This is a genomic window from Acidovorax sp. JHL-9 (assembly GCF_000426205.1).
Taxonomy (GTDB): Bacteria; Pseudomonadota; Gammaproteobacteria; order Burkholderiales; family Burkholderiaceae_C; genus Acidovorax; species Acidovorax soli.
This window is the reverse complement of record NZ_AUEX01000014.1, coordinates 86524-100598: the sequence shown is the minus strand read 5'-3', so window position 1 is coordinate 100598 and position 14075 is coordinate 86524. Positions and strand designations below refer to the sequence as shown.

Below are 14075 nucleotides of genomic sequence, written 5' to 3'. Positions count from 1 at the left end.
AGACGCCCAGCGGCTCAGTGCAGGCCTCCGTACTTGTCTTCGCGAATGATGCGGGGCGTGATTTCCCGAGGCTCGATGGACACGGGCTCATAGACCACGCGCCGCTGCTCGGTGTCGTAGCGCATCTCCACATGCCCGGACAGCGGAAAATCCTTGCGGAAGGGATGACCGATGAAGCCATAGTCGGTCAGGATGCGGCGCAGATCGTTGTGGCCATCGAACACGATGCCGAACAGATCGAAGGCCTCGCGCTCATACCAGTTGGCCGAGTTCCACAGATCGGACACCGAAGCCACCACCGGAAAATCATCATCCGGACAAAACACTTTCACGCGCACGCGCTGGTTCAGGCTGACGGACAGCAGGTGCGACACCACGCCGTAGCGGGCGCCCTCGTTCACGGCGTCGGCATAGGCAGAATAGTCCACACCACACAGGTCGATGAGTTGCTCGAAGCGGCAACCCTCGGCATCGCGCAACACGCGCATGGCATCCAGGTAGTCGGCAGCCGCCACCACCACCGTGACTTCACCCAGGGCCACCGTGATTTGGAGCGCCCGGGCGCCCAGGGCCGCAGCAATGTTGTCTTGGAGTTTTTCCGGCCGAATGGCAACAGCAGTCATCATCAACCCTTCAGACACGAGCAATGGTGTTGGTGCGGCGGATTTTCTGCTGCAACTGGATGATGCCGTAGATCAACGCTTCGGCCGTGGGCGGGCAGCCAGGCACATAAACATCCACCGGCACGATGCGGTCACAGCCACGCACCACAGAATAGCTGTAGTGGTAGTAGCCACCGCCATTGGCGCACGACCCCATCGACAGAACCCAGCGCGGCTCCGACATCTGGTCATACACCTTGCGCAAAGCCGGTGCCATCTTGTTGCACAGCGTGCCGGCAACGATCATCAGATCGGACTGTCGCGGGCTGGCGCGGAACACCTCGGCGCCAAAGCGCCCGATGTCGTAGCGTGCAGCGGCGGCATGCATCATCTCGACCGCACAGCATGCCAGACCAAAGGTCATGGGCCACAGGGATCCGGTCTTGGCCCAGTTCACCACGGAGTCGTAGCTCGTGGTGATGAAGCCTTCCTTCATCACGCCTTCAATCATTGCATCAGTCCTTGTTGAAGCCCGCTCATTCCCAGTTCAGGGCGCCTTTTTTCCACTCGTAGGCAAAACCCACGACCAGGATGGCCAGGAAGATCACCACGGCGACAAAGCCGGTAATCCCCACCTCCTGCAGCGACACGGCCCAGGGAAACAGGAAGGCGATTTCCAGATCGAACAGGATGAAAAGAATGGCCACGAGGTAGTAGCGCACATCGAATTTCATGCGCGCATCCTCGAAGGCTTCGAAGCCACATTCGTAAGGGGAGTTTTTCGCCGCATCCGGGCGATTGGGGCCCAGCACATACCCCAGGGCCAGGGGAACGACACCTACGGCGATACCGACCAGGATAAACAAAAGGACGGGGAGGTACTGTTCGAGGTTCATCTGGAGGATGTGCTCACCGCTGTGGCCTTGCCCGTCAGAACCCTGGCCGGGTCATGCAGGCAGGCCTTTGTTTTGGTGCCGTCGGCGAGACTCGAACTCGCACAGCTTTCGCCACTACCCCCTCAAGATAGCGTGTCTACCAATTTCACCACGACGGCTGATTTTTCATCTGGATGGCATGAGGAACCTTGCGGTTTTGGCTTTCCAGACAATCCGGAATTCTACTCCGGAAAAACCCTGCTCCGGAGCCAGAAAACCAATTTAGTGCAGTTTATTTCGTCGGGATCTGCGCTGCACCCGAGGCGGCCGCTGCCGGCGCAGGAACCACCGCATTCGATCCTGCCGTCACAGGCGCTTCACCCGAAGCCGCAGGAGCGACTGCAGCCGGCGTTTCCAGCACGCTGCCCGAACTGGCGGGACGCACATTGCCAAAATAAGCCAGCGCCAGCGTCGCCACAAAGAACACCGTGGCCAGCACGCCCGTGGTGCGCGAAAGGAAGTTGGCGCTGCCGCTGGCACCAAACAGGCTACCCGAACTGCCACTGCCAAAAGCCGCCCCCATGTCGGCACCCTTGCCATGCTGGACCAGGATCAGGCCAATCATGCCCAGCGCCGTCAGCATCTGCACACCCAAAATCACATTCACAAGCACATTCATTCTCTGTTCACTCCTGATTTAATCGCTGCAAGCCCAATCCCTTATTGGGCGGCAGCAATAATTTGCAAAAAGTCTTGCGCCTTGAGCGCCGCACCGCCCACCAGGCCGCCGTCGATGTCTGGCTGCGCCAGCAACTGTGCTGCATTGGCGGCGTTCATGCTGCCGCCGTACAGCAGGCGAATGCGGTCCGCATGTTCACTGGCGGCGGCCAACTGGGCCCGCAGCACGGCGTGCACCTGCTGGGCCTGCTCTGGCGAGGCCGTGCGCCCGGTTCCAATGGCCCAGACGGGCTCATAGGCCACCACGATTTCGCTGATGCAATGGCCGTTGAGATGGATCACTGCCGCCAGCTGGCGCTTCACGACCACCTCGGTCTGGCCAGCCTCCCGCTCGGCCAGGGTTTCCCCCACGCACACGATGGGCGTGATGCCCAGCGCCAACGCCCGCTGCGCCTTGACAGCCACCACGGTATCGCTCTCGCCGTGGTACTGGCGGCGCTCGGAGTGCCCCACCAGCGCATAGCGCACACCGAACTCCTTGAGCATGGCTGCCGAGATTTCACCCGTGTAGGCGCCCGCCTCATGCACCGAGACATCCTGCGCAGCCAGCGCCAGCGCCGACCCCGCCGCAATGCCCGCCACCTGCGCCAGATAGGGCGCCGGCACCGCCACCGCCACATCACAGGCGGGCTGCCCCATGCCAGCGATCAGGGTGCGCACCAGCGCGTCGTTGGCAGCCAGGCTGCCATTCATCTTCCAGTTGCCCGCAATGAGTTTCTTTTTCATGATGACCACGTCAAAACAATCTTGCCGATGTGCTGGTTGGACTCCATCAGCGCATGGGCCTGCGCGGCATCCGCCGCAGCAAAAGTGCTGTGAATGACCGGGCGGACCTTGCCCGCCGCGATCAGGGGCCAGACATGCTCACGCAGCGCGCGCGCAATGGCGCCCTTGAACGCCACCGGGCGCGGCCGCAAGGTCGAACCCGTGATGGTCAGCCGGCGCCGCAGCACCAGCCCCGCGTTGAACGCACTCTTGACCCCGCCCTGCACGGCGATGATGACCAGGCGACCGTCTTCGGCCAAGCACTCCACCTCGCGCGCCACATAGTCGCCGGCGACCATGTCCAGCACCACATCCACGCCCTTGCCGGCGGTGATGCGCTTGGCTTCCTCGACAAAGTCCTGCGTCCTGTAGTTGATGGCATGGTGCGCGCCCAGCGCCAGGCAGGCCGCACATTTTTCATCGCTGCCCGCCGTCACGATCACCGTGGCACCCATGGCGCGCGCCAGCTGGATGGCCGTGACGCCAATGCCGCTGGTGCCGCCCTGCACCAGCAGGGTTTCGCCCGGGTGCAGGCGTCCGCGGTCGAACACGTTGCTCCACACCGTGAAGAAGGTTTCGGGCAAAGAGGCCGCCTCGATGTCGCTGAGCCCGGCGGGCACCGGCAGGCACTGCTCGACCGGCGCCACGCACCACTCGGCATAACCACCACCGGCCACCAGCGCGCAAACGCGGTCGCCCACCTTCAAACCGGCCTTGGACAGAGCGACAGCATCACCGCTTTCCACGACACCCGCCACTTCCAGCCCCGGCAGGTCGGAAGTACCCGGTGGCGGCGCGTAATGGCCCAGACGCTGCAACACGTCGGGCCGATTGATGCCACTCGCACTGACGCGGATCAGCAATTCGCCCACCCCCGCCTGGGGCATGGGGCGCTCGCCCAGGCGCAACACCTCCGGAGCACCAAAGGCCGTGATTTCTACAGCGCGCATACCGAAACCCTTCGCACGTCCATCTGAATGATTCTGACCTCCAGCACTTGTGCAACAAGTGCCAGAAGCTCCTATATCAATAGCAGATCAATCAACCGTTCAGCTGGCCCGCGCTGCCTTCGGAAGGCACCGCTTGCTGCTGCTGCTGCTGCTGCTGCTGCTGCTGCTGCTGCTGCTGTTGCTGCTCGGCGGGCTGGCGATCACGACCACCATCGCGGCGCTCGCCACCGCGGTCACCCCGCTCGGCCGGGGCCGGACGATCGCTGCCACCGGCTGGACGCTCGGCCAGTGCCTTCATGGACAGCTTGACGCGACCCTTTTCGTCGGTTTCCATGACCTTGACCTTGACGATCTGGCCTTCGGTCAGGTAGTCGCCCACGCGCTCGACGCGCTCGTGCGCAATCTGGCTGATGTGCAGCAGTCCGTCCTTGCCGGGCAGCAGGTTGATCAGCGCACCGAAGTCCAGGATCTTGGTGACCGGGCCTTCGTAGATCTTGCCGATTTCGACTTCGGCCGTGATCTGCTCGATGCGGCGCTTGGCTTCGTCGGCCTTGGCGTTGTCGGTGGCGGCGATGGTGATGGTGCCGTCTTCCTCGATGTTGATCTGGCAGCCGGTTTCTTCGGTCAGCGCACGGATCACGGCGCCGCCCTTGCCGATAACGTCACGGATCTTCTCGGGGTTGATCTTCATGGTGTAGAGCTTGGGCGCGAAGTTGCTCACCTCGGTCTTGGCTTCGCCCATGGCTTCCTGCATCTTGCCCAGGATGTGGATGCGCGCTTCCTTGGCCTGCGCCAGCGCGACCTGCATGATTTCCTTGGTGATGCCCTGGATCTTGATGTCCATCTGCAGCGCCGTGATACCGGCGGTGGTGCCTGCCACCTTGAAGTCCATGTCGCCCAGGTGATCTTCATCGCCCAGGATGTCGGTCAGCACGGCAAAGCGGTTGTCTTCCTTGATCAGGCCCATGGCGATACCGGCCACATGGGCCTTCATGGGCACGCCCGCGTCCATCATCGACAGGCAGCCACCGCAGACCGAAGCCATCGACGAGGAACCATTGGATTCGGTGATTTCCGACACCACGCGCATGGTGTAGGGGAACTCTTCCTTCGTCGGCAGCACCGCCACCAGCGCGCGCTTGGCCAGGCGGCCGTGGCCGATTTCGCGGCGCTTGGTGCTGCCCATGCGGCCCACTTCGCCGGTGGCGAAGGGAGGCATGTTGTAGTGCATCATGAAGCGGTCTTCGTACTCGCCGGCCAGCGCATCGATGCGCTGCGCATCGCGCTCGGTGCCCAGTGTGGTCACCACCAGCGCCTGGGTCTCGCCACGCGTGAACAGGCTGGAACCGTGGGCGCGGGGCAGCACGCTGCTGCGGATTTCGATGGGGCGCACGGTGCGCGTGTCGCGGCCATCGATGCGGGGTTCTCCCGCCAGGATCTGGCTGCGCACGATGCGCGCTTCGATGTCGAACAGCATGCCTTCGACCTTGACGCTGTCGAACACGACACCGGCTTCCTTCAGGTCGGCCATGACCACGGCATAGGCCTCGCGGCAGGCGTGCGTACGGGCCTGCTTGTTGCGGATCTGGTAGGCAGCGCGCAGCTTGCCTTCGGCCAGCTCGGTCACCTTGGCGATGAGCGATTCGTCCTTGGCGGGGGCTTTCCAGTCCCACACGGGCTTGCCGGCCTCGCGCACCAGCTCGTGGATGGCGTTGATGGCCACATTGCCTTGCTGGTGACCGAACACCACGGCACCCAGCATGACTTCTTCGGACAGTTGCTGCGCCTCGGACTCGACCATCAGCACGGCCGCCTCGGTGCCGGCCACGACCAGGTCCATCTGCGAGCTCTTGCGCGCCGTCTGGCCGGGGTTGAGCACGTATTCACCGTTGATGTAACCCACGCGCGCAGCGCCGATCGGGCCATTGAAGGGGATGCCCGAAATGGCCAGCGCGGCGCTGGTGGCAATCAGGGCGGCAATGTCGGCGTCCACCTCGGGGTTCAGCGACACCGTGTGGATGACCACATGCACATCGTTGTAGAAACCTTCGGGGAACAGCGGGCGGATCGGGCGGTCGATCAGGCGGCTGGTCAGGGTCTCGTGCTCGCTGGGTTTGGCTTCGCGCTTGAAGAAGCTGCCGGGGATCTTGCCAGCGGCGTAGGTCTTCTCGATGTAGTCCACCGTCAGCGGGAAAAAGTCCTGCCCCGCCTTGGCCACCTTGGAAGCCACCACAGTGGCCAGTACCACGGTGTCGTCGATGTTCACCAGCACGGCGCCGCCGGCCTGGCGGGCGATTTCGCCCGTTTCCATGATGACGGTCTTGTCACCCCATTGGAAAGACTTGGTGACCTTGTTGAAAATGCTCATGTTCAGCTCCTGTTTTAATAGCTGGCAGCGATCTGCCAGATTGGCTTGGAGAGCAATTCAGAACACGATGCCATTCCAGTGAACCTGCCTGCCACCCGCGTGGGGCAAGGCCATTGGAATGACACAGCTTCGCTCTGTTTTGCGGCTCCGAAGTAAAAAACGCCTGAGCTAGCGGACTAACCCAGGCGTTTTGGCATGCAAATCAGATTACTTGCGCAGACCCAGCTTGGCGATCAGCGCGGTGTAGCGGTCGGCGTCCTTGGCCTTGAGGTAATCCAGCAGCTTGCGACGACGGCTCACCATGCGCAGCAGGCCACGACGACCATGGTGGTCCTTGGCATGCGTCTTGAAGTGAGGCATCAGTTCGTTGATGCGGGCGGTGAGCAGGGCCACCTGCACTTCTGGGCTGCCCGTGTCGTTGGCAGCGCGTGCATTGGCCTTGACGACTTCGGCCTTGATAGAAGATGCGATCATTGATTTTTCCTTGATGAAGACCTGCAGCAAAGCCACAGGCCAATAGTTTTTACTTGCGCCTGCGGCTGGAACGGCCATGGGCGTGCGTCTTGCACCGTGCAAAACCTGCGGATTATAACCCGAGCCAGTTTTTGAGCCGCTCCACCCCCTGCACCAGGCGCTGCGGGTCCTTGGAGGCAAAACACCAGCGCAGCCAGCCCTGGGCCTCCTCGCCAAAGGCATTGCCGGGCGCCAGGCCCAGCCCCGCCTCGGCCACCAGGCGCTTGGCCGTGGCCAGCGAGTCGCCATGCCCTGGCAGGCGAAAGAATGCATACATCCCACCGCGTGCGCTGGCCACCTCCACGCCGGGCAGGGCCTGCAAAAGCGGCACCAGGGTGTCACGGCACTGCTTCAGGTGCGCCACCACGCGCGGCGTGATCGCGTCCGCATGCTGCAGCGCCGCAATACCAGCCCGCTGGGTGAACACGCTGGCACACGAGGTATTGAACTCGACCAGCTTGCCCATGTGGTGCGTCATGGAGGGCGGCATCACCAGCCAGCCCAGGCGCCAGCCCGTCATCAAAAAACTCTTGGAAAAACTGTGCACCACCACCAGGCGGTCCTCGGGCTCGGCCAGGTCCAGGAAACTGGGTGCACAGCCGTTGGCCGTGGGCTCGTAATACAGGCGTTCATACACCTCGTCGGCCAGGATCCAGGTGCCCGTGGTGCGGCAATGCGCCAAAATGCTTTGCTGCTCCTGCGCCGTCAGGGTCCAGCCCGTGGGGTTGTTGGGCGCGTTCACCACCAGCAATTTCGTGGCCGGCGTGATGGCAGCCAGCAACTCCGCCATGTCCAGCGCCCAGGCACCACCCGGCTCGGGGCGCAGTGAAACACAGCGCAAATCCGCCCCCATGATCAAGGGCTGCGCCGTGAGATTGGGCCACACAGGTGTGACCGCAACCACCTCATCGCCGGCGTCCACCAACGCCTGCACCGCCAGCATCAGCGCATTGACGCCACCCGACGTGATGGCAATGCGGTCGGCACCCACCGGCCGGTGCAGCCGGCTGGTATAGGCCGCCACTTCGGCGCGCAACTCTGGCAAGCCCAGGTTGTGGGCATAAAACGTTTCCCCCCGCTGCAGCGAATCGATGGCTGCCTGGCGCACCACATCGGGCGTACCCTCGTCACTCTCGCCAAACCAGAAGGCCAGCACATCGCTGCGCCCCATGCCAGCGTTGGCAACTTCACGGATACGGGATTCTTCGAGGTTCAGCAGGGCGTGGCGCATGGCAGGATGGACGTGGAGAATGTCAAAGCCGCATCGTACGGGATGCCGGCCACGAACCACCCACCCCATCCACAGCCATGGAGCATGCATGTCCCTCAACCATTGCAACCAAGTCCCGCCAAGCCCCTGGGAGAGCGCACTCCTGTGCGCCTGCATGGCACTGGGCCTGATGGCCCCCTCCTTTGGCGCGCAGGCAGCGTCCCCAAAGAACGCCGCAGCAACAGTCGCCAGCGAATCCGTCAAAAAGAAGGGTTCAGTGAAGGTGAAGCACCAGCGCAGCGCGTCGGAAGAAAGCACCGCCGAGCGCGACCGGCGCCTGTACCGTGAATGCCAGGGCCGGCCCAATGCGGGAGCATGCCTGGGATACACAAGACGCTAACAAGACCACCAGGGAAGACCAGGGCGCCAACGAGACCAGCGCCCCTGCTGATCCGGCCCGATGATGCTGGAACCGTTCGCGCCCAACGCGTCGAAGGGCGTTGACCCGCTCAGCCCGAACGCCATTCGGGATTTCAAAGGACCGAATTTAAACGCTCAACTGCCATTCGTCCAACCACAGCACCACGGTAGCCAAAGACACCGTAAATCCATAGCATGCGCTGCAGGCCTCGCAACACCCCCCATACAGGAAGTCGCCGCCATGCCGTTGAACCGCCAAACCACCCGCCGCCCCGCACTGGCGGCAAGTGCCCAAACCCGCCGGCTCCAGGGCTTCAGCCTGGTAGAGGCGCTGATCGTGCTCAGCATCGCGGCCATCCTCATGGGGCTGGCCGTTCCGGCATTTCAGGGGCTACAGGAATTGCGCCGCCTGGAAGGCCACGCAGCGGAGCTGGCCACAGACATCCAGTACATCCGCAGCGAGGCCGTGACCAAAAACCGGCAAATGCACCTGCGCTTTGGGTCTGACGCGGCAGGCACTTGTTATTTATTGCACAGCGGCAACACCGGCAACTGCACCTGCACCAGCGCCGGGGCCGCGCAATGCACCGACCCCGCCAACTCGCCCGTGAAAAGCGTGGGCCTGGCTTCCAGGGAGGGCGTGCGCCTGCAGGCCAATGTCACCACCATGCTGTTCGACCCGGTTCGCGGCACTACAACCCCAGCAGGATCGGTCAACCTGATCGCCGACAGCGGCAAAACCATCCGGCATGTGGTCAACATCATGGGGCGTACCAGAACCTGCTCGCCCCAAGGCAGCGTCAGCGGCTACGCCACTTGCTGAAGCCAGCGGCCACCCGTCAGCCAACCAGGAAACCCGATAGGCGGCCCGGCACAATCGACCAACGGCACATTCGAAACATCTTTTTCGAAACCTTACGCGGCAAAATGGGGGCATGAAAACCTCTATCGCACCACAGGTACGTCGCCAATCCCCCAAGCCCAATGGGTTCACGCTGATCGAACTGATGATCGTCGTGGCGGTTGTGGGCATTCTTGCAGCCGTCGCTTACCCTTCGTACGCCGAATATGTCAGAAAAAGCCGCAGGTCGGATGCCATGGCAGCTATTTCCAAAGTCCAGCAGGCTCAAGAAAGATGGCGCGCTACTAACGCCAGTTATAGCGCCGACGTTAGCTCTTCGCCCACGGGCTTGAAGTTGGTATCTGACGCCACCGTAGCGTCAAGCTACAACCTCCCCTCCGGCTACTATTCAATTGGGATCAGCGGCCAGTCGGCCACCGGATACACCGTTACAGCAACGGCTATAGGCGCCCAAGCCAGTGATGCCAAGTGCACCACGCTAACTGCGACTTTGGCAAATGGCACTATTACCTACGGAAAAACTGGGACAGGTACAGTAAAAACCTGCTGGAACCAATGAAGCGCCCTATTAAAAATCCCAACGCCAAGGGATTCACACTCATTGAGTTGTTGATATCTGTGGCACTGATTGCGATCATTGCGTCTCTTGCAGCACCATCATTTACCACCATGATAGCCACGCAAAGAATCAAAGGTTTGGCAAATGAAATAATGACAGACCTATCTTTTGCAAAAATGGAGTCCGTACAGAAAAATCAATGTATTGCCGTTGATTTCAGTGCACAAGGCTACACCATAACTCAGTTGACTACATGCACCACAACGACAGGGGCAATGATTAAGACCGTCAACAACATTTCGGCCAGCAACAATTCTTTCTCCCCTTCTTCAGGCACCACCTATTTGGGAATAAAGTTTGAACCTGTCAGAACCACTGCGACCATTACCGGCACGGATCTTGTCATATCCAATACCAACGCAAGCACGCGCTCATTAAAAATAGTGGTAAACACAATGGGTCGAGCAGAAATATGCAGCCCAAGTGCAACCATCACAGGATTCAAACCATGCTAAAAAACCCGCTGAAACGCTCCAGACAGAAAGGGTTTAGTCTGGTAGAGAGCATGGTAGGCATCACGCTGGGATTATTTGTAGTGACCGGCGCTTTGGTGCTCATGTCAACTATGACAAAAAATAATCGCGACCTGATGATGGAAACCCGATTGGTTCAAGACTTGCGTACCAGCTCTGATCTGGTCGCAAGAGACATCCGCCGCGCAGGATACTGGGCAAGTGCCGCAGATGGTGTTTATGTACCACCTAGTGCAGGCAGCCCGGTGGCTGCTGCGTCCTTACCTCAAAATCCCAATCAAAATCTTATTCCTGGCAGTTGCGATACTTCAACTCTGCCAACCCCAGTCAGTTCGCCAGCATCTGGTACTGCGCTTACCGCCATGTGTTATTACATAGATGCGGGAATGTATGGCTTTAAGCTAGATGCAACGACGGGTGTTTTGTATGCGTTTGTTGCAGGCAATACCCCGCAAGCGCTCAGCGATCCCAACACCGTCAAAATTACCCAATTCAACCTGATTGCTTCACCTTTGCAAATATCCCTACCTGGCAATTGTGCAGCAGCCTCAGTTCCCAACCCACCTCAAGTGGTTGTTCGCCAATTTGAAGTGGAATTGCGTGGGCATCCACCATCAGACCCTACGTTGGTTCGCGGCGTAAGAACCAAGGCAAGAGTTCGAAATGATGCAGTCAGCGGGAGTTGCAGTTAATGAATAATCACACCAACAGGCAGATTCTTTGCATGCCTGGAAAAAATCAGCACAGATATGAACGCGGAGCAGCATCTGTTGTCGTGGTTGCATTACTTCTTCTGATCATGGCCATCGTGGTCGCTTTTGCCAATCGAACCATAATTTTTGAGCAAAAAACATCGGCCAATCAGTACCGTGCCACGCTGGCCTTCGAAGCTGCTGAAGCGGGTCTTGCATGGGCTCAGGCAATGCTCAACGAGCAAAAATATATTACTACAGCCTGTACGGAGACCACAACACCGGGTAATGAAAGATTTAAAAATCGTTATCTTAATATCCAACCAGATACCACTATAGAGTTTACATACGTTAACTCTGTCACTCCACCAGCACCCATAGCTGCTTGCATTTACAACCAAGCAGGCGGCAGCATGAATTGCAGTTGCCCTGTACGGGCAGGCCCCTACCCCAACCCACCCATACTTCCTCCTACAAATACGCCGAACACACCCAACCCCTCCGTACCCACAGCAGGCTCAGGATATAACCTACGGTTTGATATTTCTTTCGAAAGCAACACAAGAACAGGAACGGTGAACATTATTTCTCAAGGCTGCACGTTACCATCTGGCGCTGCAGCATGCGCTGGCGGCGACGCCAGTGCAACCGTCAGAGCAACCTTGGGCCAAATCTCTGGATTAGCGACTCCGCCAGCCTCACCACTTACCGCACGAGGCAATGTCAGCATTGGAAACGCCGCCCTAGGCGTCAGCAATCCAGACCCTAACACCAACGGCGTCACGATCAATTCTGGCGGCACCATAGACGCCGCAAGCGCGATAATTACCACCGTACCGGGCACACCGCCCAAAGCGACGCTGGTAGGGAATGATGCTTCTTTGCGGGATAAAACGGAGGACAACTTATTCTCCTCATTTTTTGGCATGAGCAAAGACGCATACAAGAGCTTAAGCTACGTATTACCGTGTACCGCATGCACTGATACTGATTTAATTGCCGCCTACAATGCAGGCGAAAGGCAAATCTGGGTACCAGGCTCAATGACCATCAATGCGAACTCTACAATCGGAACATCCACAGATCCTTTTGTCATGGTCGTTGACGGTGCGGTCAATATCAGTGGTGGCCCTCAAATTTCCGCCGTAATCTACTCCACCGCTGCCACCTGGAACTCCACTGGCGGTGGCAGCGCATTGTTTCGCGGCGCCATCATTTCCGAAGGCGACTACACCGGCAACGGCACCCCGAATTATTACTATGACCCAGAAGTCATGAGAAAAATTCGATCAAGTGCAAAATCATTTGCGCAAGTACCTGGCAGCTGGAGGGATTTTTAATGATTAGAATAAATAAAAGCAGCCATGGCAAGCATGGCATCACCACCCAACAGCGCGGTATCGCACTGATTGAAGCCATGGTGGCGTTGCTGATAGTTTCTCTTGGCGCACTCGGCTTGGTAGGAATGCATTTATTCCTGAACCGCAATGCCGACGTCGCCAAGCAACGCAGCGAGGCAGCCAGGCTGGCGCAGGCCCAGATGGAAGAAATGCGCGTTTACAGGACCATAGGAACAAGTTCTGATGCATTGTTCTGGACAAATATCATTAAAAATGACACAAGCGCTGCCCCTGTAACAACCGGTACGGCCAGCAATCCATACACCTCCAATACGACTTACGCTCTACAGCGCAGCGTCCCTGCTTCAGACCCGTCCGCCGGCAAATACAAGGAAGTTCAGGTACGGGTCACTTGGCTGGACCGCAGCGGTGAAAATCAAGCTATTGTTTTTAGAAGCGTGATGAATGGAGTTGATCCGTCCACCGCGGTATCGCTATCGCTTGTCCCCAACGGTTCCAATGTGCGCGACACCTTGGGTCGTAACGTGAGCATCCCCATTCCATCGAAAAATCTTGGCGATGGCACCAGCGTTTTCAAACCCCGCTCGGACGGTGCTACCGCCATTGTTTTTGACAACACTACCGGATTGATCAAAAAAATATGCAACAGAATAACATCAACAACACGGACCGCACAAATCACACTTTCAGATGTCGCCAGTTGCGACTCCCAAACCGGCTACTTGTTAAGCGGTTATATACGTTTTAAGGATGGAAGTTTCAACACCAATTTCGATCCAGTGAGTGCCAATGATCCCGTACCAACCAAAACTACTTGGGAGGTTGGCATGACCATGAATGATGTTGCGCCAGCGACCGGAAAACAAGGTTTGCTGTCCCTTTTAGCAAAAACTTCACCTGCCTGGACGAGCAACATTTCTAAAAATAAATACTCGACCCTACCCACCTGTTTTGCCGAACCATTAAAAACCATATCATTCACGGCATCGGTCAACTACAGCTTCACCAATGATGGCGCTACAACCTCCTCGACGAGCACCAAGGTCTATTTAACCGTGCCGGTGGGAACTGAATTAACACCAGCAGCCATTGCCGAACACACTACATACCCGCAAACCGCCATTTCAAATATCGTCGATCAGAACGAGCGCTTTATTGGTTACTCTTGTATTATTTATCCTATTGACTTGGACAACAATCCATTAACAGCAAATGCATGGACCGGCTTAACCAAGTTGATCGTCACAGGTACAGACACAGCTGCCAGCGCCTCTATAGGCACTACTTACAAGGTATGCCGATTCAGCGCAGACTACAACCTTAACGGCTATGTTTGGACGCCAGCAACACCATTACCTGACACAGCAACCACTGAGAGTGTCGATAAAATTGACAACGAGGAGCATCCCTATGCCTACCTCAATGTGCAAAGATCTCTCAGTAATCAGAATTTTCTGGTGATTGCTGGAAATCAAAATTGCCCATCGGGTTCCGCTGTCGAGGTGAATGGCACTGGCAGTGAGGTTTATACAGACACCACGACCGTATTGCACCAACCTTAATTATCAAAAGCGAGCAGCTGATTGCGTGCGCACCCCAGATTTGACCCTGCGTGGCGCACGCAACA

General features: G+C 58.6%; 16 protein-coding genes and 1 tRNA gene. 7 read left to right on the top strand and 10 right to left on the bottom strand.

Going from position 1 to position 14075, the window contains the following annotated elements; all coding sequences use genetic code 11:
• Positions 1 to 14 precede the first annotated feature (14 nt).
• From K225_RS0111125 to K225_RS0111080, 10 genes are all read right to left on the bottom strand, one after another.
• Complete coding sequence (locus tag K225_RS0111125) at positions 15 to 623, bottom strand: NADH-quinone oxidoreductase subunit C (protein ID WP_026436481.1); 609 nt, start codon at positions 621 to 623, stop codon at positions 15 to 17.
• Positions 624 to 633: 10 nt separating this feature from the next.
• On the bottom strand, positions 634 to 1113 hold the full coding sequence (locus K225_RS0111120) for an NADH-quinone oxidoreductase subunit B family protein (protein WP_007849129.1): 480 nt from the start codon (positions 1111 to 1113) through the stop codon (positions 634 to 636).
• 25 nt (positions 1114 to 1138) lie between these two features.
• Positions 1139 to 1498 carry an NADH-quinone oxidoreductase subunit A gene (locus K225_RS0111115; RefSeq protein ID WP_026436480.1) on the bottom strand — a complete coding sequence of 120 codons (360 nt, stop codon included), beginning with the start codon at positions 1496 to 1498 and terminating at the stop codon, positions 1139 to 1141.
• Positions 1499 to 1571: 73 nt separating this feature from the next.
• Positions 1572 to 1656: transfer RNA gene (locus K225_RS0111110), tRNA-Leu, on the bottom strand.
• Between the two features lie 113 nt (positions 1657 to 1769).
• The gene (gene secG, locus K225_RS0111105) at positions 1770 to 2156 is read right to left on the bottom strand and encodes a preprotein translocase subunit SecG (protein WP_026436479.1); all 387 of its coding nucleotides are present in this window, start codon (positions 2154 to 2156) and stop codon (positions 1770 to 1772) included.
• Between the two features lie 41 nt (positions 2157 to 2197).
• Positions 2198 to 2941 (bottom strand): triose-phosphate isomerase, encoded by a 744-nt coding sequence (gene tpiA, locus K225_RS0111100; RefSeq protein ID WP_034712458.1) that lies wholly within the window; start codon positions 2939 to 2941, stop codon positions 2198 to 2200.
• Positions 2938 to 3930 (bottom strand): NAD(P)H-quinone oxidoreductase, encoded by a 993-nt coding sequence (locus tag K225_RS0111095; RefSeq protein ID WP_026436477.1) that lies wholly within the window; start codon positions 3928 to 3930, stop codon positions 2938 to 2940. The genes tpiA and K225_RS0111095 overlap by 4 nt, the downstream gene beginning before the upstream one ends.
• 91 nt (positions 3931 to 4021) lie before the next feature.
• On the bottom strand, positions 4022 to 6298 hold the full coding sequence (gene pnp, locus K225_RS0111090) for a polyribonucleotide nucleotidyltransferase (RefSeq protein ID WP_026436476.1): 2277 nt from the start codon (positions 6296 to 6298) through the stop codon (positions 4022 to 4024).
• Positions 6299 to 6505: 207 nt separating this feature from the next.
• The gene (gene rpsO / locus K225_RS0111085; RefSeq protein ID WP_034712472.1) at positions 6506 to 6772 is read right to left on the bottom strand and encodes a 30S ribosomal protein S15; all 267 of its coding nucleotides are present in this window, start codon (positions 6770 to 6772) and stop codon (positions 6506 to 6508) included.
• A gap of 112 nt (positions 6773 to 6884) precedes the next feature.
• Entirely contained in the window at positions 6885 to 8042 is a 1158-nt protein-coding gene (locus tag K225_RS0111080) for a pyridoxal phosphate-dependent aminotransferase (protein ID WP_026436474.1), read from the bottom strand.
• An 88-nt stretch (positions 8043 to 8130) separates the two neighbouring features.
• Here K225_RS0111080 and K225_RS22575 point away from each other — a divergent pair, with 88 nt between their 5' ends.
• From K225_RS22575 to K225_RS22175, 7 genes are all read left to right on the top strand, one after another.
• Positions 8131 to 8421: a hypothetical protein gene (locus K225_RS22575; RefSeq protein ID WP_026436473.1), complete on the top strand. Its 291-nt coding sequence runs from the start codon at positions 8131 to 8133 to the stop codon at positions 8419 to 8421.
• A 60-nt stretch (positions 8422 to 8481) separates the two neighbouring features.
• Positions 8482 to 9264 (top strand): GspH/FimT family pseudopilin, encoded by a 783-nt coding sequence (locus K225_RS0111070; protein ID WP_081679662.1) that lies wholly within the window; start codon positions 8482 to 8484, stop codon positions 9262 to 9264.
• Between the two features lie 112 nt (positions 9265 to 9376).
• On the top strand, positions 9377 to 9862 hold the full coding sequence (locus K225_RS21690) for a type IV pilin protein (protein ID WP_081679661.1): 486 nt from the start codon (positions 9377 to 9379) through the stop codon (positions 9860 to 9862).
• Positions 9859 to 10377 carry a GspH/FimT family pseudopilin gene (locus K225_RS21685; protein ID WP_081679660.1) on the top strand — a complete coding sequence of 173 codons (519 nt, stop codon included), beginning with the start codon at positions 9859 to 9861 and terminating at the stop codon, positions 10375 to 10377. The genes K225_RS21690 and K225_RS21685 overlap by 4 nt, the downstream gene beginning before the upstream one ends.
• Positions 10371 to 11087, top strand: coding sequence for a prepilin-type N-terminal cleavage/methylation domain-containing protein (locus K225_RS21680; protein ID WP_162143892.1), 717 nt, complete (start codon positions 10371 to 10373; stop codon positions 11085 to 11087). Before K225_RS21685 ends, K225_RS21680 begins: the two co-directional genes overlap by 7 nt.
• Entirely contained in the window at positions 11087 to 12427 is a 1341-nt protein-coding gene (locus K225_RS21675) for a pilus assembly PilX N-terminal domain-containing protein (RefSeq protein ID WP_081679658.1), read from the top strand. Before K225_RS21680 ends, K225_RS21675 begins: the two co-directional genes overlap by 1 nt.
• The gene (locus K225_RS22175; RefSeq protein ID WP_155885253.1) at positions 12427 to 14010 is read left to right on the top strand and encodes a hypothetical protein; all 1584 of its coding nucleotides are present in this window, start codon (positions 12427 to 12429) and stop codon (positions 14008 to 14010) included. The genes K225_RS21675 and K225_RS22175 overlap by 1 nt, the downstream gene beginning before the upstream one ends.
• The last annotated feature ends 65 nt before the right edge of the window (positions 14011 to 14075 follow it).

What these genes read in the sequence shown, in the direction of transcription:
- K225_RS21680 (WP_162143892.1), top strand. Translation starts at nt 10,371, where the DNA reads ATGCTAAAAAACCCGCTGAAACGCTCCAGACAGAAAGGGTTTAGTCTG.
- K225_RS22575 (WP_026436473.1), top strand. Translation starts at nt 8,131, where the DNA reads ATGTCCCTCAACCATTGCAACCAAGTCCCGCCAAGCCCCTGGGAGAGC.
- pnp (WP_026436476.1), bottom strand. Translation starts at nt 6,298, where the DNA reads ATGAGCATTTTCAACAAGGTCACCAAGTCTTTCCAATGGGGTGACAAG.
- K225_RS0111080 (WP_026436474.1), bottom strand. Translation starts at nt 8,042, where the DNA reads ATGCGCCACGCCCTGCTGAACCTCGAAGAATCCCGTATCCGTGAAGTT.
- rpsO (WP_034712472.1), bottom strand. Translation starts at nt 6,772, where the DNA reads ATGATCGCATCTTCTATCAAGGCCGAAGTCGTCAAGGCCAATGCACGC.
- K225_RS21690 (WP_081679661.1), top strand. Translation starts at nt 9,377, where the DNA reads ATGAAAACCTCTATCGCACCACAGGTACGTCGCCAATCCCCCAAGCCC.
- secG (WP_026436479.1), bottom strand. Translation starts at nt 2,156, where the DNA reads ATGAATGTGCTTGTGAATGTGATTTTGGGTGTGCAGATGCTGACGGCG.
- K225_RS0111120 (WP_007849129.1), bottom strand. Translation starts at nt 1,113, where the DNA reads ATGATTGAAGGCGTGATGAAGGAAGGCTTCATCACCACGAGCTACGAC.
- K225_RS22175 (WP_155885253.1), top strand. Translation starts at nt 12,427, where the DNA reads ATGATTAGAATAAATAAAAGCAGCCATGGCAAGCATGGCATCACCACC.
- tpiA (WP_034712458.1), bottom strand. Translation starts at nt 2,941, where the DNA reads ATGAAAAAGAAACTCATTGCGGGCAACTGGAAGATGAATGGCAGCCTG.
- K225_RS21675 (WP_081679658.1), top strand. Translation starts at nt 11,087, where the DNA reads ATGAATAATCACACCAACAGGCAGATTCTTTGCATGCCTGGAAAAAAT.
- K225_RS0111095 (WP_026436477.1), bottom strand. Translation starts at nt 3,930, where the DNA reads ATGCGCGCTGTAGAAATCACGGCCTTTGGTGCTCCGGAGGTGTTGCGC.
- K225_RS0111125 (WP_026436481.1), bottom strand. Translation starts at nt 623, where the DNA reads ATGACTGCTGTTGCCATTCGGCCGGAAAAACTCCAAGACAACATTGCT.
- K225_RS0111070 (WP_081679662.1), top strand. Translation starts at nt 8,482, where the DNA reads ATGATGCTGGAACCGTTCGCGCCCAACGCGTCGAAGGGCGTTGACCCG.
- K225_RS21685 (WP_081679660.1), top strand. Translation starts at nt 9,859, where the DNA reads ATGAAGCGCCCTATTAAAAATCCCAACGCCAAGGGATTCACACTCATT.
- K225_RS0111115 (WP_026436480.1), bottom strand. Translation starts at nt 1,498, where the DNA reads ATGAACCTCGAACAGTACCTCCCCGTCCTTTTGTTTATCCTGGTCGGT.